General features: G+C 70.6%; 23 protein-coding genes. 16 read left to right on the top strand and 7 right to left on the bottom strand.

Annotated features, from left to right (window positions below):
* Positions 1-200 precede the first annotated feature (200 nt).
* Positions 201-3,845 (top strand): chromosome segregation protein SMC, encoded by a 3,645-nt coding sequence (gene smc, locus QU602_RS06905; protein WP_308799509.1) that lies wholly within the window; start codon positions 201-203, stop codon positions 3,843-3,845.
* A 27-nt stretch (positions 3,846-3,872) separates the two neighbouring features.
* Here smc and QU602_RS06910 read toward each other — a convergent pair whose 3' ends face one another.
* Positions 3,873-5,537: an alpha-amylase family protein gene (locus QU602_RS06910; protein WP_308799510.1), complete on the bottom strand. Its 1,665-nt coding sequence runs from the start codon at positions 5,535-5,537 to the stop codon at positions 3,873-3,875.
* Positions 5,534-6,499: a TIGR03885 family FMN-dependent LLM class oxidoreductase gene (locus tag QU602_RS06915; protein WP_308799511.1), complete on the bottom strand. Its 966-nt coding sequence runs from the start codon at positions 6,497-6,499 to the stop codon at positions 5,534-5,536. Before QU602_RS06915 ends, QU602_RS06910 begins: the two co-directional genes overlap by 4 nt.
* Before the next feature lie 113 nt (positions 6,500-6,612).
* Between QU602_RS06915 and ftsY the strand changes: the two genes are divergently transcribed.
* The 3 genes from ftsY (at position 6,613) to ffh (ending at position 9,711) form a co-directional block, all read left to right on the top strand.
* Complete coding sequence (gene ftsY / locus QU602_RS06920; RefSeq protein WP_308799513.1) at positions 6,613-7,488, top strand: signal recognition particle-docking protein FtsY; 876 nt, start codon at positions 6,613-6,615, stop codon at positions 7,486-7,488.
* A 68-nt stretch (positions 7,489-7,556) separates the two neighbouring features.
* Positions 7,557-8,045 carry a DUF2004 domain-containing protein gene (locus tag QU602_RS06925; protein WP_308799514.1) on the top strand — a complete coding sequence of 163 codons (489 nt, stop codon included), beginning with the start codon at positions 7,557-7,559 and terminating at the stop codon, positions 8,043-8,045.
* Between the two features lie 82 nt (positions 8,046-8,127).
* On the top strand, positions 8,128-9,711 hold the full coding sequence (gene ffh / locus QU602_RS06930) for a signal recognition particle protein (RefSeq protein WP_308799515.1): 1,584 nt from the start codon (positions 8,128-8,130) through the stop codon (positions 9,709-9,711).
* A gap of 185 nt (positions 9,712-9,896) precedes the next feature.
* Here ffh and QU602_RS06935 read toward each other — a convergent pair whose 3' ends face one another.
* Genes QU602_RS06935 through QU602_RS06945 form a run of 3 tightly spaced genes read right to left on the bottom strand, consistent with a single transcriptional unit; the run spans position 9,897 to position 13,335 of the window.
* Complete coding sequence (locus tag QU602_RS06935; RefSeq protein WP_308799516.1) at positions 9,897-10,628, bottom strand: DUF305 domain-containing protein; 732 nt, start codon at positions 10,626-10,628, stop codon at positions 9,897-9,899.
* Complete coding sequence (locus QU602_RS06940) at positions 10,625-12,523, bottom strand: LVIVD repeat-containing protein (protein WP_308799517.1); 1,899 nt, start codon at positions 12,521-12,523, stop codon at positions 10,625-10,627. The genes QU602_RS06935 and QU602_RS06940 overlap by 4 nt, the downstream gene beginning before the upstream one ends.
* Positions 12,524-12,525: 2 nt before the next feature.
* Complete coding sequence (locus QU602_RS06945; RefSeq protein WP_308799518.1) at positions 12,526-13,335, bottom strand: spermidine synthase; 810 nt, start codon at positions 13,333-13,335, stop codon at positions 12,526-12,528.
* A 191-nt stretch (positions 13,336-13,526) separates the two neighbouring features.
* Here QU602_RS06945 and QU602_RS06950 point away from each other — a divergent pair, with 191 nt between their 5' ends.
* Both QU602_RS06950 and QU602_RS06955 read left to right on the top strand, forming a co-directional pair.
* Positions 13,527-14,549 (top strand): lipid II:glycine glycyltransferase FemX, encoded by a 1,023-nt coding sequence (locus tag QU602_RS06950; protein WP_308800112.1) that lies wholly within the window; start codon positions 13,527-13,529, stop codon positions 14,547-14,549.
* Between the two features lie 64 nt (positions 14,550-14,613).
* The gene (locus QU602_RS06955) at positions 14,614-16,044 is read left to right on the top strand and encodes a GH1 family beta-glucosidase (RefSeq protein WP_308799519.1); all 1,431 of its coding nucleotides are present in this window, start codon (positions 14,614-14,616) and stop codon (positions 16,042-16,044) included.
* A gap of 7 nt (positions 16,045-16,051) precedes the next feature.
* On the opposite strand, the gene QU602_RS06960 is transcribed toward QU602_RS06955, so the two are convergent.
* Positions 16,052-17,203, bottom strand: a complete 1,152-nt coding sequence (locus tag QU602_RS06960) for a glutamate--cysteine ligase (protein ID WP_308799521.1) — start codon at positions 17,201-17,203, stop codon at positions 16,052-16,054.
* Between the two features lie 240 nt (positions 17,204-17,443).
* Between QU602_RS06960 and rpsP the strand changes: the two genes are divergently transcribed.
* From rpsP to QU602_RS06985, 5 genes are all read left to right on the top strand, one after another.
* On the top strand, positions 17,444-17,878 hold the full coding sequence (gene rpsP, locus QU602_RS06965) for a 30S ribosomal protein S16 (RefSeq protein WP_308799522.1): 435 nt from the start codon (positions 17,444-17,446) through the stop codon (positions 17,876-17,878).
* A 3-nt stretch (positions 17,879-17,881) separates the two neighbouring features.
* Entirely contained in the window at positions 17,882-18,112 is a 231-nt protein-coding gene (locus QU602_RS06970; protein ID WP_308799523.1) for an RNA-binding protein, read from the top strand.
* On the top strand, positions 18,075-18,782 hold the full coding sequence (gene rimM, locus QU602_RS06975; protein ID WP_308799524.1) for a ribosome maturation factor RimM: 708 nt from the start codon (positions 18,075-18,077) through the stop codon (positions 18,780-18,782). Before QU602_RS06970 ends, rimM begins: the two co-directional genes overlap by 38 nt.
* A gap of 4 nt (positions 18,783-18,786) precedes the next feature.
* Positions 18,787-19,473 (top strand): tRNA (guanosine(37)-N1)-methyltransferase TrmD, encoded by a 687-nt coding sequence (gene trmD, locus QU602_RS06980; RefSeq protein ID WP_308799525.1) that lies wholly within the window; start codon positions 18,787-18,789, stop codon positions 19,471-19,473.
* 129 nt (positions 19,474-19,602) lie between these two features.
* Entirely contained in the window at positions 19,603-20,358 is a 756-nt protein-coding gene (locus QU602_RS06985; protein ID WP_308799526.1) for a sirohydrochlorin chelatase, read from the top strand.
* 6 nt (positions 20,359-20,364) lie between these two features.
* Here QU602_RS06985 and map read toward each other — a convergent pair whose 3' ends face one another.
* Positions 20,365-21,132, bottom strand: coding sequence for a type I methionyl aminopeptidase (gene map / locus QU602_RS06990; RefSeq protein WP_308799527.1), 768 nt, complete (start codon positions 21,130-21,132; stop codon positions 20,365-20,367).
* Between the two features lie 89 nt (positions 21,133-21,221).
* On the opposite strand from map, the gene QU602_RS06995 reads away from it, so the two are divergent.
* The 5 genes from QU602_RS06995 to QU602_RS07015 all read left to right on the top strand — a co-directional run bounded on the left by QU602_RS06995 (position 21,222) and on the right by QU602_RS07015 (position 24,166).
* Positions 21,222-21,722 (top strand): hypothetical protein, encoded by a 501-nt coding sequence (locus QU602_RS06995; protein WP_308799528.1) that lies wholly within the window; start codon positions 21,222-21,224, stop codon positions 21,720-21,722.
* 221 nt (positions 21,723-21,943) lie between these two features.
* Positions 21,944-22,291, top strand: a complete 348-nt coding sequence (rplS, locus tag QU602_RS07000; protein ID WP_308799529.1) for a 50S ribosomal protein L19 — start codon at positions 21,944-21,946, stop codon at positions 22,289-22,291.
* Between the two features lie 89 nt (positions 22,292-22,380).
* Positions 22,381-23,139: a signal peptidase I gene (gene lepB, locus QU602_RS07005; RefSeq protein WP_308799530.1), complete on the top strand. Its 759-nt coding sequence runs from the start codon at positions 22,381-22,383 to the stop codon at positions 23,137-23,139.
* Position 23,140: 1 nt separating this feature from the next.
* On the top strand, positions 23,141-23,836 hold the full coding sequence (locus tag QU602_RS07010) for a ribonuclease HII (RefSeq protein ID WP_308799531.1): 696 nt from the start codon (positions 23,141-23,143) through the stop codon (positions 23,834-23,836).
* A gap of 6 nt (positions 23,837-23,842) precedes the next feature.
* Positions 23,843-24,166 (top strand): DUF2469 family protein, encoded by a 324-nt coding sequence (locus tag QU602_RS07015; protein ID WP_308799532.1) that lies wholly within the window; start codon positions 23,843-23,845, stop codon positions 24,164-24,166.
* The last annotated feature ends 61 nt before the right edge of the window (positions 24,167-24,227 follow it).

Genomic DNA, 24,227 nt, shown 5'->3' on the forward strand with positions numbered 1-24,227 from the left:
CGGGCAGCCCACGAGCCTACCCAACGGTGGGATTCGGTCACAACCGCGGACGTGCCGCGCAGCCGTCGAATCGGGTGACACCGCCCCTCGGCGTCGCGCGCGGACGGACGATCGGCCTCGTCCCGGCGTGCGCGACCGGGCGCGGGGCATCCGCTCGGGTACGCTTTGCGAGGCATCCGCAGCATTCCGACCGGGGAGATATGTACCTCAAGAGCCTGACGCTCAAGGGCTTCAAGTCCTTCGCTCAGCCGACGACGTTCGCGTTCGAGCCGGGTGTGACGTGCATCGTGGGGCCGAACGGCTCGGGCAAGTCGAACGTCGTCGACGGGCTGGCGTGGGTGATGGGGGAGCAGGGCGCGAAATCGCTCCGCGGCGGCAAGATGGAGGACGTCATCTTCGCCGGCACCTCGACGCGCGGCCCGCTCGGCCGCGCCGAGGTCAGCCTCACGATCGACAATGCCGACGGTGCGCTGCCCATCGAGTACAGCGAGGTCACCATCTCGCGCACGCTGTTCCGCAATGGATCGAGCGAGTACGCCATCAACGGCGAGGGCTGCCGGCTGCTCGACGTGCAAGAACTGCTGAGCGACTCGGGCCTCGGCCGTGAGATGCACGTGATCGTGGGGCAGGGGCAGCTCGATCAGGTGCTGCACGCGACGCCCGTCGATCGCCGGGGCTTCATCGAGGAGGCCGCCGGCATCCTCAAGCACCGTCGCCGCAAAGAGAAGACCCTGCGCAAGCTCGAGGCCATGCAGGCCAACCTCACGCGCCTCTCCGACCTCGCCGGCGAGCTGCGCCGCCAGCTGAAGCCGCTCGGACGGCAGGCCGAGGTCGCTCGCGAGGCCGCGACGATCCAGGCCGAGGTGCGCGACGCGCGAGCTCGCCTGCTCGCCGACGAGGTCGTGTCGCTCAGACGCGCACTCGACGAGCACGGCCGGAGCGAGCACGAACGGCACGCCGAACGGCTCGTGCTGGAACAGGAGCTCGAACAGCATCAGGCACGGGTCGCGCGGCTCGAGCAGTCTCAGCTCGGCGACGGCGTCGACGACGCTCGGGGCACGGCGTTCGCGCTGGAGGCCGCGCAAGAGAAGCTCAGGGCGCTCGACGCGCTCGCCCGGCAACGCATCGCGCTGCTCGGCGCCGATTCCGGGGACTCCGAGGTGCAGCCGACGGTCACGCGGCAGGGCATCGAGCAGGCGACCGCCGACCTGGACACGCTCGCCGAGGGCATCACCGAGGCGCAGCACGCGCTCGAATCGGCCATCACGGCGACCGGCGCGGCGCGCCTCGAGCTCGACCGCGTCGACCAGGTCATCCAGACCCAGGCGGCGCAGGTCTCCGAGTACGACCTGCGGATCTCCAAGCTCACTGGCCAGGCGGATGCTGCGGCGAGCCGCCTCGCAGCCGTGCGCGGCGAGGTGCTCAGGCACCGGAACGCCCTCGACGGGTCGGCCGAGCGCCGTGCGACGGCGGTCAGCGCGCTCGCCCGGCTCGAAGCGGAGGCCGAGCAGGCTGAACACGTCGACACCGACCTCGACGAGGCGTACGAGCTCGCCCAGGCCCGCGTCGTCGAGGCCGAAGGCGAGATCGAGCGGATCCGTGAGGGCCTGCACGAGCGTGAGCGCGAACGCGACGCGCTGGCTGCGCGGATCGGCGCACTCTCACTCGCGCTCGATCAGCGAGACGGTTCGGCGGCGGTCGCCGCATCGGGCGTCGCGGGCGTGCTCGGGCTGCTCGCGGAGCAGCTGCTCGTCGAGCCCGGGTACGAGGCGGCGATCGCCGCCGCGCTCGGATCGCTCGCCGATGCGGTGCTCGTCGCGAACCCCGACGCCGCCTTCCGCGCGCTCGAGCACGCTGAGCGCGACGATCTCGGCCGCGTCGCCCTCGCGATCGCCACCCCGTCCGCGCGCGTCCCCGACCCGCTCACGGTCGACGGCCTCGTGGCCGCGGCGAGCATCGTGCGAGCGCCTCAGGGCGTGCTCGCGCTGCTCGCAGAGGTGCTCATCGCCGACGATCTCGACGCCGCCCGTGCCGCGGCCCCCGCGGTCGCAGCGCTCGATCGGCCCGCCACCGTCATCACGCGCGACGGCACCGTCGTCGGGCGCTTCGTGCTCCGCGGCGGCAGCGGGCGGACGCAGAGCCGGATCGAGCTGATCGCTGAGCGCGACCGGGCCTCCGCGCGCGCCGAGGAGGTGCAGCAGCAGCTCGACCGCGACCGGTTCGAGCTCGGCGAGCAGCGCGAGTCGCACGCCCATGCCAAAGAGCAGGCCAAGCTCGCGCTCACCGCGCTCCGCGAGTACGACGCGCAGCTCGCGCAGCGCACCGAGCAGCTGAACCGTGCGCGGGTGCAGGCCGAGTCCGCCGAGTCCGAGGCCGAGCGCCTCGGACAGGCGCTCGCGCACGCCGAAGAGCGGGTGGCCGAGACCGAGCGCGTCGCCGAGACCGCGAAGGACGAGCTCGCCGCCGCGCGCGAGGCGCCCCGCCCGGTGCTGGACGCCTCCATCCGCGACGACGCGCTCGCCGCGCTCGAGCGCGCCCGCGAGGCCGAGGTCGAGCATCGGCTGCGTGTCGAGACCGCGCGTGAGCGCGTGCGCTCCGAGCAGCAGCGCATCGCGGCCATGGAACGCACCTTCCAGGCGGAGCAGCAGGCCGCGCTCGATGCCGCCCGCCGCGCGGTGGTGCGACGGGCGCAGCTCGAGGCGGCGTCGGGCGTCGCCCGCGAACTGCCCGAGCTGCTCGCCTCGGTCGACCGTTCGGTCGCCGAGGCGCGGGTCGCGCTCGGTCGCGCAGAGGCCGAGCGTGCGAGCCGCAACGAGGAGCTCGTGCGGCACCGCCGCGAAGAGGCCGCCGTGCGTGAGCGCCTGCACGCGGTCACCGAAGACGTGCACGGGCTCGAGCTCCGGATCTACGAGAAGAAACTCCACCTGTCCGGCCTCGTCGAGCGCGCCGAGTCCGAGCTCGGCCTGAGCGAGGAGGTCCTCGTCGCCGAGTACGGGCCCGATCGCGTGGTTCCCGACACCGACGGGGAGAGCGATCCGGATGCCTCGGATGAGGCCGTGGGCGAGGCATCCGGTTCCACCGAGGCATCCGGTTCCACCGAGACATCCGATTCGCCCGACGCATCCGATTTGACCGAGGCATCCGATTTGACCGAGGAATCCGGCCGTCCCTTCGACCGTGAGGAGCAGCGGCGGCGACTCGCCGCCGCGGAGCGGAAGCTCGCGCAGCTCGGGCGAGTGAACCCGCTCGCACTCGAGGAGTTCGCGGCGCTCGAGCAGCGCCACGCCTTCCTCACCGAGCAGCTCACCGACCTCGCGAACACCCGCAAAGACCTGCTCACGATCATCGACGAGATCGACGGCAAGATGGAGGCCATCTTCCGCTCGGCGTTCGAGGACACACGTGAGGCGTTCGCCGAGGTGTTCCCGGTGCTCTTCCCGGGCGGCACCGGCAGCATCTCGCTCACCGACCCCGACGACCTGCTCGCCACGGGCATCGAGGTGAGCGTGCGCCCGGCCGGCAAGAAGATCGAGCGGCTCTCGTTGCTCTCGGGCGGCGAGCGCTCACTCGCCGCGGTCGCGCTGCTGATGGCGATCTTCAAGGCCCGCCCGAGCCCGTTCTACATCATGGACGAGGTCGAGGCCGCGCTCGACGACGCCAACCTCGGCCGGCTGCTCACGACCTTCGAGGGTCTCCGCGAGTCGAGCCAGCTCATCGTCATCACGCACCAGAAGCGCACCATGGAGATCGCCGACGCGCTCTACGGCGTGTCCATGCGCCAAGACGGCGTGTCGGCGGTCGTGGGCCAGCGCGTCCGCGAGGAACGCGAGGAGCGCGCCGGCTGACGCGCCCAGCGCCTGACGACCGAGTCGTCAGGTGAGCCGGCGGTCGGTGGGATCCGCGACGCGGAACCAGCGGTAGCCGTAGGCGGCGAGCTCGACCTCTGCGCGGCCCCGATCGTCGATGTCGACGACCTGCTCGCCGAATAGGTCCGACAGTCGGGCGTCGTCGGGCAGGTGGTCCAGCTTCAGCTGGACATGCACCGGACTCGGGGCGAAGTTGTGCACGGCGACGAAGCTGCCGAAGTCGGCCGACAGTCGATGCGCGAGCACCGACGACTCACCGTGCTCGAGCAGCTCGAACTCGCCCCACCCGATCTCGGGCGAGCTGCGGTACCGGTGCGCGAACCCGCGGATCTTGGCGAGCAGCGAGTCCGGGTCGTGCATCTGCGACTCGACGTTGACGTGCTCGGGCGCATAGCCGTCGGTCGGTGGTTTCGCCACGAGCCGCCGCTTCGGGGCGCGAGAGAACCCGCCGTTGGTCTCCGCCGACCACTGCATGGGGGAGCGCACGGTCATCCGGCCGCCGAGATCCGGGTTCTCGCCCATGCCGATCTCCTCGCCGTAGAAGAGCACTGGTGTGCCGGGAAGCGAGAACATCAAGCTGTACATGAGCGCGATGCGGCGCGGATCGCCCGCGACCATGGGCGGCAGCCGGCGAGCGATCCCGCGACCGTACACGCGCATCCAGTCCTCGGGCGCGAGGGCGTCGAAGACCTCCTGGCGCTCGTCGTCGCTCAGCTGATCGAGCGTGAGCTCGTCGTGGTTGCGCACGAAGTTCGCCCACTGCGCCTCGATCCGGATCTCGGGCCGCGACGCGAGCATCTCGGCGAGCGGCGTCGCATCTTCCCGCACGAGCGAGAGATACATGCGCTGCATGGCCGGGAAGTCGAACTGCATCGTCAGCTCGGCCGGCGCATCCACGTGCCCGAAGAAGTCGAGCTGGCCGTCATACGGCAGGTTCACCTCGCCCAGCAGGATCGCCTCGCTCGAGCGACGCTGCAGGAATCGGCGGATGTCCCGGAGGAACTCGTGCGGATCGCCGATGTCGACGCCGTGCGGCGGCTCGATGAGGAACGGCACCGCGTCGACGCGGAAGCCCGAGATGCCGAGCTCGAGCCAGAACCCGAGCGTCTTCGCGATCTCGTCGCGCACCTGGGGATTGGCGATGTTCAGGTCCGGCTGGTGCCGGTAGAAGCTGTGCAGGTAGTACTGGTCGGTGCGTTCCTCGTACTCCCAGATGCCGGACTCCTCGCCGGGGAAGACCGTCTCCTGCGAGGTCTCGGGCGGTTCGTCCCGCCAGACGTAGAAGTCGCGCCACTTGGAGTCGCGGCTGCGCTTCGCGTCGAGGAACCAGGGATGCCGGTCCGACGTGTGGTTCATGACGAAGTCGATGATCACGCGCATGCCGCGGTCACGCGCGAGGCGCACGAACTCGACGAAGTCGGCGAGCGAGCCGTAGCGCGGGTCGACGGCCTGGAAGTCGGTGATGTCGTACCCGTCGTCGCGCCGGGGCGACGGCTGGAACGGCATCAGCCAGATGCAGCTCACGCCGAGCTCGGCCAGGTGGTCGAGCCGATGGGAGAGCCCCTCGAAGTCGCCCACACCGTCGTCGTTCCAATCGAGGTACTTCTCCACGTCGAGGCAGTAGACGACCGCGGTCTTCCACCAGAGGTCGCCGCGTGCGGTGATCTTCATGTGTCCTCCGTGAGATGGGGCACCACGCGCTCGCCGAACACGTCGATGAACGCGTCCTGCTCGGCGCCGACATGGTGCAGGAAGACCCGGTCGAACCCGAGCGAGACCAGGTCGGCGAGCCGATCGACGTGTTCGGCGGGATCGGCCGAGACCAGCACGGTCTCGGCGACCTCCTCAGGCGCGGCATGGGCGACGCGGGCATCGAACTCCTCAGGGAGCGCGATGTCCCAGCAGTCCGGCGGACCCACGAGCCCGTTCCGCCATTGCTCGTGCGCGATGGCGAGCGCCTCGTCGTACGTGGGAGCATAGCTGAGGTGGACCTGCAGGGTGATCGGTCCGCGACCGCCCGCATCGCGGTAGGCGCCGATGACGCGCCGCAGCGCCTCGGGGTCCTGCTTGACGGTGATGAGCCCGTCGGCCCAGGCCGCGGCCGATCTGGCCTTCTCGGCGCTGACCGCTGCGGCGAGGAACGGCGGCGGGGTCTCGGGGAGGCTCCAGACGCGGGCGCGGTGCACACGGACGAGGCCGTCGTGCGAGACCTCGTCGCCGGCGAGCAGCCGACGCATGACGCCGATGCTCTCGACCATGCGGGCGTCGCGCTCCGGCTTCGGCGGCCACGGGTCGCCCGTCACGTGCTCGTTCATCGCCTCGCCACTGCCGATCGCGGGCCAGAACCGGCCGGGGAACATCGACTCGAGCGTCGCGAAGGCCTGCGCGAGCACCACCGGGTGGTAGCGCTGGCCGGGCGCGGTGACGACGCCGAAGGGCAGGCTCGTCGCCTGCATGGCGGCGCCGAGCCAGGTCCAGGCGTGCCCGGACTCCGCTTGACGGAGCCCCCAAGGTGCGAGGTGGTCGCTGCACATCGCCGCCTGGAAGCCGGCCTGCTCGGCGCGCTGCACCGCGCGCAGCAGCCCGGCGGGCGGAATCTGTTCGTGCGAGGCGTGGAATCCCACGAGGGTCATGCGTCTCCTTCCGTCCACCTCGACCCTCGCGGGCGGGCGCACCGCCCGGCAACCCCTTGCGTCCGTCCGGGGTGTGCGGCATGGCGGGCTCAACCCATGGCAGGGTAGGAGACATGGTGGAACGTGCTTCCTGGTCGCTCGGGTCGGCCCTTCGCGGCATCTTCGGCGCGAAGACGATCGATGAGGACACCTGGGACGACCTCGAGGCGGCGCTGATCACGGCGGACTTCGGTCCGGCCGTCACCGAGGAGATCGTCGACGAGATCCGCAAGCAGGTCGAGCGGTACAAGACCACCGACCCGCGCGACGTGCAGCGGATGCTCCGGGAGATCGTCGAGGAGCGGCTCGCGAAGTACGACCCGACGCTGCGGCTGACCGAGCGCCCCGCGGTCGTGCTCGTCGTCGGCGTGAACGGGGTGGGCAAGACCACGACGATCGGCAAGTTCGCGCGATTCCTGCGCACCTACGACCGATCGGTGGTCGTGGGCGCCGCGGACACGTTCCGCGCGGCGGCCGTCGACCAGCTCGCGACGTGGGCGGAGCGCGCGGGCGTCGGCGTGGTGCGACCGGAGCGCGAGGGTCAGGACCCGGCGTCGGTCGCGTTCCAGACCGTCGAGCGCGCCCAGCGCGACGGCACCGAGATCGTCATCATCGACACGGCGGGACGGCTGCACACCAAGGGCGGGCTCATGGACGAGCTCGGCAAGATCAAGCGGGTGGTCGAGAAGCTCGCCCCGATCAGCGAGGTGCTGCTCGTGCTCGATGCCACGACCGGTCAGAACGGCCTCGCACAGGCCGAGGCGTTCATCGAGCACGGCGGGGTCACCGGTCTCGTGCTCACCAAGCTCGACGGCAGCGCGAAGGGCGGGTTCGTCCTCGCGGTGCAGGAGAAGACCGGCGTGCCCATCAAGCTCATCGGCCAGGGCGAGGCCATCGGCGATCTCACGGGCTTCACGCCGCACGTGTTCGCCCAGAAGCTCGTGGGATAGTCCGACGTTCGCTGAGTAGGGACGTTCGCTGATTTCGCTGAATGCTGATTTCGCTGAATAGGGGAGACATGGCAACCGAGCACGACTACTTCGGCATCGTCGGCGACTACTGGTCGGAGACGGTCGAGTACGCCGACCAGCGCGTGGAGGTGGTGCTCGACGCCGAGGGCGAGGCGGTGGCGTCGTCCTCGCTCGACGTCGCGGCGACCCTCGTCGGCGAGCTCGAGCTCGTCGACGACGACCTGCGATCGGCGTTCGTGAGCCAGCTCGACCAGGGTTCGTCTCCCGTCGTGAAGTTCCTCGACACACTGCTCGACCCCGATCTCGAGCAGGCAGACGAGATCGAGGCGGCGATCGGACGCGACTCCGGGGACCGTCAGGTCGACGCCCTGCGCTCGCTGACCCTCGAGCGCGTCGACCTCAGGCCCGAGCACGACGAGCCCGGAGACGCGTTCGCCGAGTTCGAGTACGCGCTCGCGCCGGAGGACACCGATGAGCGCCTCGTCGCCGCGATCGACCTCGAGCGCGAGATCGTCGATGTCCGCTTCGAAGGCTGACCGCCCCGCCGAGACGGTCGCTCTTCGCGAGACGGTCGCTTTCAGCGAGACGAGCGCCGCCCTCCCGTAGAATCGACGGATCATGGCTACTTTCGGCACGCTCTCCGACCGTCTTGCGGAGACCTTCAAGAACCTCCGCACCAAGGGCAAGCTGTCGGCGGCCGACGTCGACGGCACCGTGCGTGAGATCCGGCGAGCCCTGCTCGACGCCGACGTCGCGCTCCCGGTGGTCAAGGAGTTCACCGCGACCGTGCGCGAGCGCGCGCTCGGCGACGAGGTCAATCGCGCGCTGAACCCCGCACAGCAGGTGGTGCAGATCGTCAACGAGGAGCTCGTCGGCATCCTCGGCGGCCAGCAGCGACGGCTGCAGTTCGCGAAGAACCCGCCGACGGTCATCATGCTGGCCGGTCTGCAGGGTGCGGGCAAGACGACGCTCGCGGGCAAGCTCGCGAAGCACCTCGTCAAAGAGGGCCACACGCCGCTGCTCGTCGCCGCGGACCTGCAGCGCCCCAACGCCGTGAACCAGCTGCAGGTCGTGGGCGGCCAGGCCGGGGTCACCGTGTTCGCGCCGGAGCCCGGCAACGGGGTCGGCGACCCGGTGAAGGTCGCGAAAGAGGCGGTCAAGCACGCCGAGCGCGCGCAGCACGACGTCGTCATCATCGACACCGCCGGCCGGCTCGGCGTCGACGCCGAGCTCATGAAGCAGGCGTCGAACATCCGCAAGGCGACCGACCCCGACGAGGTGCTCTTCGTCATCGACGCCATGATCGGTCAGGACGCGGTCGCGACGGCCAAGGCCTTCCAAGACGGCGTCGACTTCACGGGCGTCGTGCTCTCCAAGCTCGACGGCGACGCGAAGGGCGGCGCCGCGCTGTCGGTCGCCTCCGTGACCGGGCGCCCGATCATCTTCGCGTCGACCGGTGAGGGGCTCGACGACTTCGAGCCGTTCCACCCCGACCGCATGGCGAGCCGCATCCTCGACCTCGGCGACATCCTCACGCTCATCGAGCAGGCCCAGCAGGCCTTCGATGAGGAAGAGGCGATGAAGGTCGCCGAGAAGCTCGCGAACGAGCAGTTCACGCTCGAAGACTTCCTGGCCCAGATGCAGCAGCTCCGCGGTGCCGGCTCGATCAAGAAGATGCTGGGCATGCTTCCCGGCGCGGGCGGGCTGCGCCAGCAGCTCGACCAGTTCGACGAGAAAGAGATCGTGCGCACCGAGGCGATCATCCAGTCGATGACGCCCGCCGAGCGACGCAATCCCAAGCTCCTCAACGGCTCACGACGGCTGCGCATCGCCAAGGGCTCGGGCATGACGGTGACCGATGTGAACCAGCTCGTACAGCGGTTCGAGCAGGCCGCGAAGATGATGAAGACCGTCGCGCGCGGCGGGGTACCGCAGATCCCGGGCATGGGCCCGGTGCCCGGCGCCGGCTTCGGCGGCGGTGCCCGCAAGGCGAAGGGCAAGAAGAAGTCCGGCGGTGCGTCCCGGTCGGGCAACCCGGCCAAGCGTGCGGCCGAGAACGCGGCGATCGCGGCCGGCGGGCCGGTGCCCGGGCAGGCGCCGGCGACGACCGGTGCCGGCTTCGGCCTGGGCGGCGGCAACGCCCCGAAGGGCGCCCCGTCAGAAGAGGAGCTCGCCGCCCTCCAGAAGATGCTGGGCCGCTGACCCCCGCCCCGTCACCCACCCCGCCCCGCCCGCCCGCCCGACCCGACCGGCCCAACCCGCCCGACCCGACCGGCCCAACCCGCCCACCCACCCGACCCACCCGACCCGCCCGACCCGCCCCGCCCAGTGATGACGATCTGCGTCGAGTGATGACGATTCGCGGGCTCACCCGGTGCGAATCGTCATCACTCGACGGGCAGGCGCGCGGCGATGCCGCGCAGGCGGTCGATCTCGATCGACTGACCTGCGGCGACGGTGCGCGCCCAGCGCGACACCGCGGGATCCCCGGCCCCCGCGAGCCGGTCTTCGCTCATCTGCACGGCACCCTCGTGGTGGCGGATCATCGCGTCGAGGAAGATGCGATCGAACGCGGCTCCGGTCGCCGCCTCGGCCCGGCTGAAGGTCGTCGCGCTGATCTCGCCGGGCATGCCTCCGGCATCATGGTCCGTGTCGTGACCACCGAGGCCGCGCCGGTCGAGCCACGTACGCAGTGCAGCGGCCTCGGCCGCCTGCGCGGTCGCGATGCGCTCGGCTGAGGCGAGCACCTCCGGGTCTTCGGCGCGGCCCTCGGCGAGTCGCGCGAGCGCGACCGCCTGGTCGTGATGCTCGGCCATGCCGGCCATCCACTCCGCGTCGGCCTCGGTCACCGCTTCGGCCGCGATGGGCGGGGCGGATGCCTCGGGCGGACCGGATGCTTCGCCGGCGCCGCCACCCGCGGTGCATCCGCCGAGTGCCAGGACGAGCGCGACCACCGCCGTCCGCCATCTCGCTGGTCGAGTCGCGAACGACGGAGCACGCGTGTCGAGACCGGGCGGTGGCGTCCGGGCGTCGGCTCGCGCGGTCTCGGTGCGCTCGCCGGCGTTCGTGATCCCGATACGCTCCGCGACCCGATGCGAGCCTCGACCCACGACGGTCATGGGGACTGATCGCTCCTGGACCGGCGCTTCGCGAGCACCTTCGAGCGCCGACGCGCGACCCACCCCGCGGCGGCGCCGAGCAGCAGGGCCCCCGCGGCGATGCCGATCAGCCAGACGTTCGGCGCGGCGTCGTCCGACGCGGCCGGCGCCGCGGTCGGCGTGGGTTCGGGCTCGGCGACCTCGAGTACGCCGAGCGCGAGGCGGTCGCTGGTGCGGTCCCCACGCGCGACGAGGTCGTAGCGGCCCGCCGCGAGCGGTCCGGGCACGGTGACGGGCGTCGGCGGGAGTGCGCCCTCCGCGCTGGCGGTGACGGTCGCGAGCGTGGTCGCGCCGGGCATCCACCACACGTCGACGGTCTCGCCCGGCTCGAGCGACCCGGCGGGCAGCGCGACCTCGACCGCCGGACTCCCGCCTGGCAGCACGCTCGCGGGCGTCACGTCGAGCGGCGGGAGCGCGTCGCGTTCGGCGGATCCGGGCGGCAGCACCGGCGCCTCGCGCCAGACCCACGCGTATGCCGGCTGGGTCTGCGGGTTGAGGTCGACGGCCGTGTACCGGGCCGCGTCGGCGAACATCGGATCGGTGAGGCGCAGCACCTCGAGCCCGTCGTACATGTCGCTCGCGAACAGGTACCCGTTGTAGAAGTAGACCGACCAGATGCCCGCCGTGAAGTCCATCGAGTACCCGTAGCTCGGGCGGTCGAAGTAGGTGAGCTCGGTAGGTGCGGCGTGGTCGGTGAAATCGATCACCGAGACCCCGCCCTCGAGCCAGGCCTGCGCGACGATGAAGCGGCCCGGCACGGGGATCAGGCCGCCCGAGTGCGCGACGCACTTCTCGAGGTCCGACTGCGGGCGGGGGATCTTGAAGTACGAGCGGTGCTCGAGCACGCCGTCGGTGAGCGACCAGACGGCATCGGCGCCACGCTCTGCGCCGAAAGCGGGCGAACACGTGTTGATGAAGCCGTCGCCGAGCTCGTCCTGGAAGACGACCGCGGTCGCGTCATTGTCGAAGATGCCCGAGTGCCAGAACGCGACGTTCGCGTCGCGCACACGCTGCAGCACGACCGGGTTCAGCGGGTCCGCGATCGAGAGCAGAAGCCCGTCGCCTCGGCACGCCGCCACGGCCAGCGCCTTCGCCGGATACGCCGTGATGTCGTGGCATCCGGTCGTGCTGCGCGTCTCGGCGCCGCCCGGCACGCGGTCGCCGGGGCCGAACGCGGTCGCGTCGTCGAAGAGGTCGAGCTCGCCCGCGATGCTCGCCTGCTCGGGGGCCGCGAGCGGCACCGAGACGATCTGCAGCGGGTTCCTCCCGGTGCAGTGCAACGAGGCGCCGCGGCTGTAGGCGCTCACGTACACGAACACCCTCGAGCCGTCGGCGGGGTCGGGCACGACGGTGTGCGTGTGCGAGCCGCACCGCGTGCGGACCGACGCGACGTGCCGCGGGGCGGCGGGGTCGCTCACGTCGAAGAGCCGCAGCCCTTCCCAGTTGTCGGCGGTCTCCGGGACGCGCACGGCGTCGCATGCGTCGCTCGACATCGTCTCGTCGATGGAGACGATCACGAGGTTGCCGACCGCGCTGACGTCGCCCTGGCCGCCTGTGCACGGCATCGTGCTGCGCAGTTGAGGGTTCGCTGGGTCGGCGATGTCCCACACGCTGAAGCCGGCGAAATTGCCCTGGATCAGGTGGTCGCCGGTGAACGCCAGATCGGAGTTGATGAAGTCGGGGTCGTCGCCCTGGCGGAACGGGTTGTCCCGATGGGCCACCCACTCGAGGCCGGGACCGATCGCGGGCGCGCGCGGGTCGGGCTCGCTCGCGGCGGCAGGCCCCGCCGCCGGTGCCGCGACGGCCAGAGCGAGCAGCGCGCCGAGCGCCGCCACCGATCCGGCCGTGCGGCGCATGCTCAGCTCGCGGCCTCGTCGTACCTCGGCTGGGCGCCCTCGGCGAACGCGGCGAGGTCGTCGCCGGTGAGCACCTCGACCTGGCGCGGCTCGCCGGCGAGCGCGGCGACAGTCGCCTCGAGAGGGAGCGGACCGTCGGATGCCACGAGCACGAGGTTGCCCGGAGCGCCGCCGACCAGCACCGGGCGGGAGACGATCACGGCGAGCTCGCCCTCCTCGACGGCGAGGGTCGCGGCCATGCGGCGCGCGAGCTCGAGGTCGCCACCGCCGAGCGTGTTCACGATGAGCAGCGCGCCTGGTGCGAGCAGTCCGCGAAGCGTCGTGAAGAACTCGACGGTGCCGACGGTCGCGGGTGCCACGCTGCCCGAGAAGACGTCCACGATCGCGACGTCGTAGCCGCCCTGCTGGCGGGCGGCGCGCTCGACCGCGGTGCGGGCGTCGTCGAACTCGACGGTCAGCTCGACGTCGTCGCGCAGCGGGAGCGCGTCGAGCACGAACTCGAAGAGCTCGCGGTGCAGCTCGACGATGTGCTGACGGGCCGAGGGCCACCGCGCGGCGACGTAACGGGGGATGGTCAGTCCGCCGGCGCCGAGGTGCAGCACGGAGAGGGGCTCGTCGGCCGGCTTCCAGGAGCTGAGCACGGTGGCGATGTCGCGCACGTACGGCAGCTGCAGGTCGAGCGGGTCGTCGGGATTGACGTGCGATTGGGTCGTGCCGTCGATGATGAGCGAGTAGCCGCCATTGGTGCCGCGCCCCGGCAGGAGTCGGGCATGGACACGTTCACCGTCGAGTTCGAGCCGGGGTTCCGTCATGCGACAACCCTAAGGCGGACGGGGGGTCGAGCCATATGGTGACGCGCCACGTACGCCCGCTGAGCCTGAGCCTGAGCCGGGGCCGGGCGGGGCGATATCCCCAGGCGCCGCGTCGGTCGCGTCATCAGGCTGGACCCGACGGTATCGTGGGCGGTGCATGCTGCTCACGCACCGGAGAGGAGACGCCGGTGATGCTGGACACCGCGGTCACGCGTCACGTCGCCCCCGAATGGGATGAGCGCGTGTTCGCGACCCATTCCGCGCCGCACTTCATGCAGAGCCGGACCTGGGCACACATCCGCGACGGCGGGCCCTGGGCGGTCGGCACGGTCGAGCTCGGCACCGCGACCGACCTCCCGGCGCTCGTCTTCGAACGTGAGGCGCCGGGCGCAGGGCGCCTCCGGCACATCCCGCGACTCACCGGCGTCACCGCGGAGGGGGTGCCCGGCCTCACCGAACGCGTGAGAGCGACCCGGGGCGACGCGTTCGCGACCAAGATCGAGATCTACCAGCTTCGCGACCCCCGGCTCGAGGCGGCGTTCGCCGACGCCGGCTGGCTGCCGACCCGCGCCTCGCAGTACCGGTTCGCGGTCGTCGCCGACCTTTCGGAGGGTGCCGATGCGGCGCTCGCCCGCATGAAGAAGCGCGCCCGGGCCGAGATCCGGGTGGGCGAACGCAACGGCGTCGAGATCGAACGGCTCGACGTCGGCGGGCCGGGCACCGAGGAGATGCTCGCGCTCGTGCGGGCGACGGAGGAGCGGTCGGGCGCGTTCTTCCGTCGCGACGACTACCTCAGGTCGGTCTGGTCCGGCTTCGCGGCCGACGACCGCGGCCACTTGTACCTCGCTCGCTATGACGGCCGGGTCGTCGCGGGCGCCTTCGTCGTCCGGTACGGCCGGCGCGCCTGGTACAAGGACGGCGGGTCGTCGCGCGAGTTCCCCAACCTGATGGCCTCGCGACTCGTCCAGTGGCGCATCATCCAGGATCTGGCGGACGAGGGCGTGCTCGAGTACGACCTCGGGCACGTGCCGCCGCCCGCCGCCGAGCAGAGCAGCGACCGCGGCATCCTGACCTTCAAGATCGCGTTCGCGCCCGTGATCGAGTATCAGCCCGCGTATCTGCTGCCGCATGCCGGGTCGGCGGAAGCCTGGCGCACGGGCGAAGCCGCGTTCCTCGCGGACTATCGGGCGAAGACCGGCGACTACTGGTACTGAGCGGGGTTACAGTGAGTCGCGTCCGCATGCCGCGGGCGACCCTGTGAGACTGGAGCCTCGAGCGATGACGAGCGGCACCCCCGACTACCGTGACGCCGGCCTCGCGTTCGGCGACGACTTCCTGTTCGGGTCGGCGACGGCCGCGTATCAGATCGAGGGCGCGGTCGACGAAGACGGCCGCGGGCCCTCGATCTGGGACACCTTCAGTCACACACCGGGCAAGGTGTGGAACGGCGACACCGGCGACATCGCCGACGACCACTACCACCGGCTCGACGCAGACCTCGACCTCATGCGCGAGCTCGGCCTGGAGGCATACCGGTTCTCGATCGCGTGGCCCCGCATCCAGCCGACGGGCCGCGGAGAGGTCAACGAGCCAGGGCTGGCGTTCTACGAGCGTCTCGTGGACGGACTGATCGCCCGAGGCATCCGGCCCATCGCGACGCTCTACCACTGGGACCTGCCGCAAGCGCTCGAAGACGAGGGCGGGTGGACGTCGCGTGCCACGGCCGAGGCGTTCGCCGACTACGCGCGCATCGTCGCGGAGCGGCTCGGCGATCGCGTGACCGTGTGGACGACCCTCAACGAGCCGTGGTGCAGCGCCTACCTCGGCTACGGCTCCGGCGCGCACGCCCCCGGGCTCATGGACGGCGCCAAGGCGCTCGCCGCCGTGCACCACCTGAACCTCGCGCACGGGCTCGCGGTCCGGGCGATCCGCGAGGTCCTCCCGGCCGCCGAGTGCTCGATCACACTCAACCTGCACGTGATCCGCCCGTCGGGTGCCACGGGAGAAGAGGCGGCGCGACGCATCGACGGGCTCGCGAACCGGCTGTTCCTCGGCCCGCTGCTGGATGGCGAGTACCCGGCCGACGTCATCGAAGACACCAAGGCGATCACGGACTGGGCGTTCGTCCGGCCGGGCGACACCGAGCTGATCCGCCAGCCGCTCGACCTGCTCGGCGTGAACTACTACTCGACGGTGACGGTGCGGATGTGGGACGGCCACTCGCCGCGCGTCAATGCCGACGGCCACAAGGACATGGGCGGTTCGCCCTGGCCGGGCTCCGAGGAGGTCGAGTTCCTGGAGCAGCCGGGGCCGTACACCGCCATGGGCTGGAACATCGACCCGTCGGGCCTCGAGGACCTGCTCGTCGCGCTGCACGAGTCGTACCCCGAGCTGCCGCTCATGGTCACCGAGAACGGTGCAGCGTTCGACGACGTCGTGACCGAGGAGGCCGACGGCCCCGCCGTGCACGACACCGACCGCATCGACTACCTGCGCCGGCACTTCACGGCCGCGCACCGCGCGCTCGCGCGCGGGGTCGACCTCCGCGGGTACCAGGTGTGGTCGCTCCTGGACAACTTCGAGTGGGGATTCGGCTACTCGAAGCGATTCGGCATCGTCCGTGTCGACTACGACACGCTCGAACGCCTGCCGAAAGACTCGGCGCGCTGGTACGCCGAGCTCATCCGGACCCGGCGGATCCCGGCCTGAACCCGCTTCACCCCAGGGCGCGATCGGGCACGCCCTGCCTCAGCTCGCGTGCGAGATGGGTGACCACGGCCCGCAGATCGCCGCCGGCCTCGTGCGCGACGCGCAGCTGGCGCTGGTAGCTTGCGCCGCCCTCGAGCGTGTCGCGAAGCCGCTGCAGTGCGGGACCGCAGCCGAGACGATCCGCGACCGGGGCCAGGGTCGTGATGAGCTCGCGGACGTCGTCACTCACGAGGCGTTCCGTCCCCGCGATGTCCGTGATGATCTCGGCGTCCATGCCGTACCGCGCCGCGCGCCACTTGTTCTCGCGCACGTACCAGGGCTGGAGCACCGGCAGCGACTCACCCGCGTCGAGCCGCTCGCTCATCCACTCGACGAGGCACTGGATGAGCGCGGCGACGCCGGCGATCTCGGTCGCCGTGGAGACGCCGTCGCAGACCCGCACCTCGATCGTGCCCCACTTCGGCGAGGGGCGGATGTCCCAGCGCACCTCGGTGTGATCCTCGATGACTCCCGTGCGCACGAGGTCGTCCACGTAGCGTTCGTACGCCGCCCAATCGGCGAGCGGGTACGGCAGGCCGGCGGTCGGGAGCTGCTGGAACATGAGCGCGCGGTTCGAGGCGTACCCGGTCTCGACGCCGGCCCAGAACGGGCTCGAGGCCGACAGCGCCTGCAGATGCGGGACGTACGCCAGCAGACCGTCGAGGATCGGCAGGGCCTTGTCCCGGTCCTCGAGTCCCACATGCACGTGGATGCCCCAGATCATCATGTTGCGACCCCACCACCGGGTGCGGTCGATGAGCTTGTGGTAGCGCTCCTTGTCGGTCAGCGACTGGTCGTACCACTGGCTGAACGGGTGGGAGCCGCTGCAGATGAGCTCGTACGCCCCGATCGAGTCCAGTGCCCCACGGACGGCGTCGATCTGCCCCGCGAGGTCGGCCACCGCGTCGTCGACGCGCGTGTGCACGCCGCTCACGAGCTCGACGGTGTTCGTCAGCAGCTCGTGCGTGATCTGCGGGTGCGGGGACCCGTCGGCCTGACGGAGGCGCTCGAGCACCCGGTCGCCGACCGAGGCGAGTTCGCCGGTCTCGCGATCGACGATCGCGACCTCCCATTCGATGCCGATCGTGGACCGGGCGGACTCGGCGAACTCGATGTGCATGCGTGCTGACCCCAATCCGACGGCGGCGCGTGCCGCCAATCTTGGCACGCGGCCGCGCGGGGAACCGGGCCGAGTCGAACGATTACGCGCGGGGCGGGAAATCTGCAAGAATGGTCAGTCGAGTTCTGCTTCGCCCGACCCTCTATCCGGCGTGCAGAACACCATTGAGCTTCCGCCGAGTGTGCACCCCACGCTCACGGCTGTCAGTTCGCCCACTCACCAGACCCATTCAGGAGAATCGTGGCTGTCAAGATCCGTCTCAAGCGGCTCGGCAAGATCCGTGCCCCGTACTACCGCATCGTCGTCGCCGACTCGCGCACCAAGCGCGACGGTCGTGTGATCGAGGAGATCGGCAAGTACCACCCGACCGAGGAGCCCTCGTTCATCCAGGTCGACTCCGACCGTGCGCAGTACTGGCTCAGCGTCGGCGCGCAGCCGTCCGACCAGGTCCGCGCCATCCTCAAGCTCACGGGCGACTGGGGCAAGTTCAAGGGCGACAAGGATGCCGTGAGCACCGTGCGCACCGCGGAGCCCAAGGCCGAGTTCCAGGCCGACACGGCCAAGAAGTCGGTCGTGAAGCCCAAGGCAGAGAAGCCGGCGAAGACCGAGGAGCCCGCTGAGGCTTCCGCCGACGCCGACGCTTCCGCCGAGGCCGAGACCACGGACGAGGCGTAACCCTTGCTCCAGTCCGCGCTCGAACACCTCGTCAAGGGGATCGTCGACCACCCGGACGACGTGCGGGTCGTCACCGCCTCGGGCGCGCGCGGCGAGGTCCTCGAGGTTCATGTGAACCCCGAGGACCTCGGCCGCGTCATCGGCCGCGCCGGCCGCACGGCGAAGGCGCTGCGCACGCTCGTCACGGCGCTGGCCGATGGCCGCCGGGTCCGGGTCGACGTCGTCGACGACTGACGTGGCCGACGACTCCCGACCCCAGCAGCTCCGCGTCGGCCGGCTCACGAAGGCCCACGGGCTGAAGGGCGCCCTGAAGCTCGAGCTCTACACCGACGACCCCGAACGGCGGTTCGTCCCCGGTGCGACCTTCTCGCTCCAGGTGCCCGACGAGTCGCCGTGGCACGGCAAGCACCTCACGTTCCGTGAGCTGCGCTGGTACAACGGTCAGCCCGTCGGGTTCTTCGACGGCGTCGACGACCGCACGGCGGCCGAGAGCCTCGCGAAGGCGATCCTCTGGGTCGATCAGCCGACGGACGAGACACCGGAGCCCGACGCCTGGTACGACCACCAGCTCATCGGGCTGACCGTTCTCCGCGACGGCGAACGCGTCGGCGAGATCGTCCACGTCGACCACCTGCCCGCGCAGGACCTGCTCGTCGTGAAGACGATCGGCCCGAAGCGGCGCGAGATCATGGTGCCGTTCGTGCAGGCGTTCGTGCCCGAGGTCGACATCGACGCGGGCACGCTCACGGTCACGCCGCCTCCCGGCCTCTTCGAGGAACTGCCCGAAGCCGAAGCCACCGAGGCGGCTGGGCCCGAAGCCGAAGCCACCGAGGCGGCTGGGCCCGAGGCCGCAGTGCCCGAGGCGGGCGGGCACGATCCCCGTCGCAGCGACGACGCGGAGTGATCGCGTGCGCATCGACATCGTCACGATCTTCCCGGAGTTCTTCCGGGTCCTCGACCTGTCGTTGCTCGGCAAGGCCCGGCAGACGGGACTCATCGAGGTCGTGGCGCACGACCTCCGCGATCACACGCACGACCGGCATCGCACGGTCGACGACACCCCGTACGGCGGCGGCGCCGGCATGGTCATGAAGCCCGAGCCGTGGGGCGAGGCGCTCGACGCCATCGTCGGCGACGGGGCATCCGATGCGTTGCTCGTGGTGCCGTCGCCCGCGGGCGAACCGTTCACCCAGCAGCTCGCCCGCGAGCTCGCGGCCGAGCCGCACCTCGTGTTCGCCTGCGGGCGATATGAAGGCATCGACCAGCGTGTGGTCGACCACTACGCGACGCGGATGCGTGTACGTCTGATCTCGCTCGGCGACTACGTGCTGAACGGCGGCGAGGTCGCCGTGATGGCGATGATCGAGGCCGCTGGGCGCCTCGTGCCCGGCGTCGTCGGCAACCCCGAGAGCCTCGTCGAGGAGTCGCACGAAGACGGGCTGCTGGAGTATCCGAGTTACACGAAGCCCGCGCAGTGGCGCGGGCTCGACGTGCCGCCGGTGCTGCTCAGCGGCCATCACGGAGCCATCGCCGAGTGGCGGCGCGAGCAGCAGGTCGAGCGTACGCGCCGGGTGCGACCCGAGCTGCTGCCCTGAACCCGTCCGCATCGGCCGGGTCCGCGGCAGTCTTCACGTCCCGGTAACACCCGGGAGCCACGACCGAAACACGCCGTTCGTACCGTCGAAACGGCGCACCGGGCGGTCGCCGTGGCGGGAGGCTGAGGCGTGGCGATCGGGGCGGCGAGTACCGAGCGGACCGGCGAGGCGCAGGCCGCTCGGCCGCTGCGTCTCATGGCGCTGACCCACGGCGAGCCCTCGGCGGCCAACCGTGCCGCGATCCTGCGACTCGTCGACGGCGTTGCGATGGCGCGGCCGGGCGCCGACGTGTCGATCGCGTTCGTCGACGCGAGGCATCGCGACGTGGCGACGGCGCTCGCGCAGAGTGTCGGCGACCCTGAGGCGATCATCGTGCCGCTCGTGCTGTCCGCTGGATTCCACGTGCGCACCGGGTTGTCGCGAGGCATCGACCGGCTCGCAGGGAAGGGCGCGACGCTCGCTGCGCCGCTCGGCCCCGACGACCGGCTCGCCGCGGTCCTCGCCGAGCGGATCGGGTCCCTCGACGGCGCCGACGTCTCGGTGGTGCTCGCGGCCGCCGGCTCCAACGACCCGCGCGCGGTGCGCGAATGCTTCGAGACCGCGCGACGACTGGGCGTGCGGCTCGGCCGTCCGGTCACGGTCGGCTTCATCGCGGCGGCGATCCCTCGGCTCCCGGACGCGATCGAGATGCTGCGGGCGGTGCACCCGCACACGCGGGTGCTCGTCGCCGCGTACCTGCTCGCGCCCGGCGCGTTCTACGACGCGGCGTTGCTGGCGGGCGGCGACCACGTCACCGACCCGCTCCTGATGCCGGATGCCCCGGCGCCGGCGCAGCTCGTCGATCTCGTGCTCGACCGGGTGGAGCAGACGCGCGCCGAGCGCTGACCGCGGTCAGTCGCGTGCGGTGAGCACGATCGGGTCCCCGTCGGTGATCGCGATGGTGTGCTCGGAGTGCGCACCGCGCGAGCCGTCTGCGCTCCTGAGCGTCCAGCCGTCGGGGTCGGTGAAGATGCGGTCGGTCGTCTGCAGGAACCACGGCTCGATCGCGACCACGAGGCCGGGACGGAGCGGGAGCCCTCGACCCGGTCGGCCGCTGTTCGGGATGTGCGGATCGCCGTGCATCGTGCGGCCGACGCCGTGCCCGCCGAAATCCGTGTTGATCGTGTAGCCCTGCTCGCGTGCGACGTCGGCGATGGCCCGCGAGATGTCGCCGATGCGGTTGCCGGCGCGCGCGGCGGCGATGCCGGCATCGAGCGCGCGCCGGGTGGTGTCGATCAGACGCAGGTCCTCGTCGCGGGGCGTGCCGACGACCACGGAGATCGCCGAGTCCGCGACCCAGCCGTTCACCGATGCGGCGAAGTCGAGGCTCACCAGGTCGCCGTCCTTGATCGTGTAGTCGTGGGGGAGCCCGTGCAGGACGGCGTCGTTCACCGAGGTGCACAGCACCTTGCCGAACGGGGACGCGCCGAACGACGGGTGGTAGTCGATGTAGCAGCTCTCGGCTCCGGCCTTGCGGATCATGTCGTGCGCGAGCGCATCGAGCTCGAGCAGGTTGACGCCGACGCGTGCCGCCTTCGCGGTCGCCTCCAGCACACTCGCGACGAAACGGCCGGCGGGGCGCATCTCCTCGATCTCGGCTGGGGTCCTCAGTTCGATCACGGCAATCCTTTCGTACCCGTCTATTCTGACGGGTCCGCTGCGAGTGAACACGCGGCGTGCTCGCAGGTGCGCCCCGGTAGCCTTGAGGCATGACCGTGCGGCGCCTCTTCCTCAGGTGGCAGTTCCTCGCCGCCGTCGTGCTGCCCGGCTGGCTGGCCGTCGGCTGGGCCCTGTTCGGCTCGGGCGGGTGGAACACGCTCGGGCTCATCATCTCGCTGCCCGCGACCTTCCTCGCGCTGCTCGTCATCGCGTTCCTGGTCAACGCCCGCCCCACCGTCCGCGAGCAACGGGCCGTGGCCTGGGGCGATGCCGGCGTGCTCGGTGCGTGGCATCTCGCCATCGTCGGCGCCGGGTTCTACGGGGCCACTGCGGTGCCGTTCACGGTGCTCGCGATCGGGCTCGCGGTCGTGGCGTTCTGGTGGTCGATCTGGCAACTCGTGCGCGACGGCGCGCAGCGGATGCAGGCCAGCATGGCTGAGTTCGAGCGCCTCGCGGCCGAGCAACGAGGCGGCTCCGCCGAGCCCAAGCGCATGCCTCCGCACGATCTCGGTGAGGTCATCGTGGTGCGCGAGTCGCGCGACCCCGAGTAGCCCGACTGACGCGAGACCGACGAGGAGCGTTCCGGCCGAGGCATCCGTCTGTGCGCCGCTTTGCCGAAACGCAACGCGATCTGGCAGAATGGTCGATTGTGCCGCCGCAGGTCTCTGCCTCCGGGGAGTACGCGCAGCGCGAATCGCTTCGTGCAGGCGGCACCGAACACTTTCCCAACTGATCCGCGTTCGACCGGTGGCGGGCGCAGAGAGCGAACATCATGCACATTCTCGATCACGTCGACGCGTCGAGCCTGCGGTCGGACATCCCCGACTTCCGCGCCGGCGACACCGTCAAGGTGCACGTCAACATCGTCGAAGGCAACCGCTCGCGCGTGCAGGTCTTCCAGGGCGTCGTCATCGGCCGCTCGGGCGAGGGCGTCCGCGAGACCTTCACGGTCCGGAAGATCAGCTTCCAGGTCGGTGTCGAGCGCAAGTTCCCCGTGCACTCGCCGGTCATCGACCACATCGAGGTCGTCACCCGCGGTGACGTCCGTCGCGCGAAGCTGTACTACCTGCGCGAGCTGCGCGGCAAGAAGGCCAAGATCAAGGAGAAGCGCGACAACTGAGCGCGCGATCCGAAGCTGTGAAGACTGGATCTTCGCACCGAATCCACGAGCTCCCCGCCAGTACACTGGTGGGGAGCTCGGGCGGTTAAATGACAGAAGAAGACACGCGCACCTCGCACGACGACGGTGCGGAGGCGACGACGACGGCGTCGACGAAGCGCAAGCGCGGCATCCTGCTGTTCCTGCGCGACCTGCTCATCATCTTCGTGGTGGCGGTGCTGGTCTCGTTCCTGATCAAGACATTCCTCATCAGGTCGTTCTTCATCCCATCGCAGTCGATGGAGGAGACGCTGCAGGTCGACGACCGGATCATCGTCAACGAGCTGGTCCCCGACGTGGTGCCGCTCGAGCACGGCGATGTGGTGGTCTTCCAGGACCCGGGCGGGTGGCTGCCCGCGACCCCCGAGGTCGAGCAGCCCCCGCTCGTCGCGGCCGTCGACTGGTTCCTCGCGCTCGTGGGGCTTTCGGCGCCCGACTCGAACGACCACCTCGTGAAGCGGCTCATCGGCCTGCCGGGCGATCAGGTCGTGTGCTGCAACGCCCTCGGGCAGATGAGCGTGAACGGGGTGCCGCTCGACGAGCCGTACGTGGTGCTGCCACCCGGCGAGCAGAAGGTCTCGCGCGACGACTTCGATGTCACGGTCCCCGAAGGGTCGCTCTGGGTCATGGGCGACAACCGCTACAACTCCAAGGACTCCCGGTACAACCGCGAGACGCCGCGCGAAGGATTCGTCCCGATCGAGAACATCGTGGGCAAGGCGTTCGTCGTGAGCTGGCCGGTCTCGAATTGGGAGTGGCTCGGCAATTATCCCGAGGTCTTCGCGGGAGTCGACGAGGCGAGCGACTGAGATGGTCGCAGGTGGTCGCCCGCCGTCGTTGAAGACGGAGCGTGCGCTGTTCGACGACGGCGCGCCCATCGTGCTCGCGTGCGACGAGGTCGGCCGGGGCGCCCTCGCCGGTCCGGTGACGATCGGTCTCGTGCTGATCGATGCATCCGTCAAGCGCATCCCCGCGGGACTGCGCGATTCCAAGCTCCTGCCCGAGCCGAAGCGCGAGCAGCTCGCACCCCGCGCCGCGGGCTGGGTGCGAGCCTGGGCGGTCGGCGAGGCCTCCTCGAGCGAGATCGACCAGCTCGGCATCATGGCCTGCCTCGGTCTTGCCGGCGCGCGGGCCTATCGGGCGCTTGCCGAGACCTGCGACGTCGCGGCGGGGGCGCCGCTGCTGCTCGACGGCAACTACGACTACCTGAGCGCCTCGATCGAGCGGCGGGCACACGTGATCACCCGGATCAAGGGCGACCGGGACTGCGCCTCGATCTCGGCCGCGTCGGTGATCGCCAAGGTGCATCGCGACCGCGGCATGCGCAGCTCGCACGACGACCTTCCGGTCTACGGCTGGGCTGAGAACAAGGGCTATTCGACGCGCGCGCACTTCGCGGCCATCGAGGAGCACGGTCCGAGCGCACTGCATCGCCACACGTGGCTGCACGACCGCTCACGGCTCGAAGAGGCGGCACCGGCGCTGTTCGACCTCGGCGTAGGATGAGTGGCGATGGATGAGGACGAGTTCGACGACTACGACCGCGAAGTCGAGTTGGCCCTGTACCGCGAGTACCGCGACATCGTGTCGCAGTTCCAGTACGTGGTCGAGACCGAGCGACGCTTCTATCTCGCGAACGAGGTCGAGCTGGTCCGCCGCGACACCGAGCACGACTTCTATTTCGAGCTCGCGATGAAAGACGTGTGGGTGTGGGATGTCTACCGCGCCGACCGGTTCGTGAAGTCGGTGCGCGTGCTCACGTTCAAAGACGTGAACATCGAAGAGCTCGCGACGCGTGAGTTCGAACTCCCCAAGGAGCTCGCGCTCGACGAGTGAGCCGCTGACGGCTCCTCCACAGGTGGCCGGCTCGGTGCACAGTCGACGGATGCGTCCAGCG

The organism is Agromyces protaetiae, from assembly GCF_030866785.1.
GTDB classification, from domain to species: domain Bacteria; phylum Actinomycetota; class Actinomycetes; order Actinomycetales; family Microbacteriaceae; genus Agromyces; species Agromyces silvae.

Bases quoted from the DNA above. Each gene is read 5' to 3' on its own strand.
- smc (WP_308799509.1), top strand. From the start codon at position 201: ATGTACCTCAAGAGCCTGACGCTCAAGGGCTTCAAGTCCTTCGCTCAG.
- QU602_RS06910 (WP_308799510.1), bottom strand. From the start codon at position 5,537: ATGAAGATCACCGCACGCGGCGACCTCTGGTGGAAGACCGCGGTCGTC.
- QU602_RS06915 (WP_308799511.1), bottom strand. From the start codon at position 6,499: ATGACCCTCGTGGGATTCCACGCCTCGCACGAACAGATTCCGCCCGCC.
- ftsY (WP_308799513.1), top strand. From the start codon at position 6,613: ATGGTGGAACGTGCTTCCTGGTCGCTCGGGTCGGCCCTTCGCGGCATC.
- QU602_RS06925 (WP_308799514.1), top strand. From the start codon at position 7,557: ATGGCAACCGAGCACGACTACTTCGGCATCGTCGGCGACTACTGGTCG.
- ffh (WP_308799515.1), top strand. From the start codon at position 8,128: ATGGCTACTTTCGGCACGCTCTCCGACCGTCTTGCGGAGACCTTCAAG.
- QU602_RS06935 (WP_308799516.1), bottom strand. From the start codon at position 10,628: ATGACCGTCGTGGGTCGAGGCTCGCATCGGGTCGCGGAGCGTATCGGG.
- QU602_RS06940 (WP_308799517.1), bottom strand. From the start codon at position 12,523: ATGCGCCGCACGGCCGGATCGGTGGCGGCGCTCGGCGCGCTGCTCGCT.
- QU602_RS06945 (WP_308799518.1), bottom strand. From the start codon at position 13,335: ATGACGGAACCCCGGCTCGAACTCGACGGTGAACGTGTCCATGCCCGA.
- QU602_RS06950 (WP_308800112.1), top strand. From the start codon at position 13,527: ATGCTGGACACCGCGGTCACGCGTCACGTCGCCCCCGAATGGGATGAG.
- QU602_RS06955 (WP_308799519.1), top strand. From the start codon at position 14,614: ATGACGAGCGGCACCCCCGACTACCGTGACGCCGGCCTCGCGTTCGGC.
- QU602_RS06960 (WP_308799521.1), bottom strand. From the start codon at position 17,203: ATGCACATCGAGTTCGCCGAGTCCGCCCGGTCCACGATCGGCATCGAA.
- rimM (WP_308799524.1), top strand. From the start codon at position 18,075: ATGGCCGCCGGGTCCGGGTCGACGTCGTCGACGACTGACGTGGCCGAC.
- QU602_RS06995 (WP_308799528.1), top strand. From the start codon at position 21,222: ATGACCGTGCGGCGCCTCTTCCTCAGGTGGCAGTTCCTCGCCGCCGTC.
- rplS (WP_308799529.1), top strand. From the start codon at position 21,944: ATGCACATTCTCGATCACGTCGACGCGTCGAGCCTGCGGTCGGACATC.
- lepB (WP_308799530.1), top strand. From the start codon at position 22,381: ATGACAGAAGAAGACACGCGCACCTCGCACGACGACGGTGCGGAGGCG.
- QU602_RS07010 (WP_308799531.1), top strand. From the start codon at position 23,141: ATGGTCGCAGGTGGTCGCCCGCCGTCGTTGAAGACGGAGCGTGCGCTG.
- QU602_RS07015 (WP_308799532.1), top strand. From the start codon at position 23,843: ATGGATGAGGACGAGTTCGACGACTACGACCGCGAAGTCGAGTTGGCC.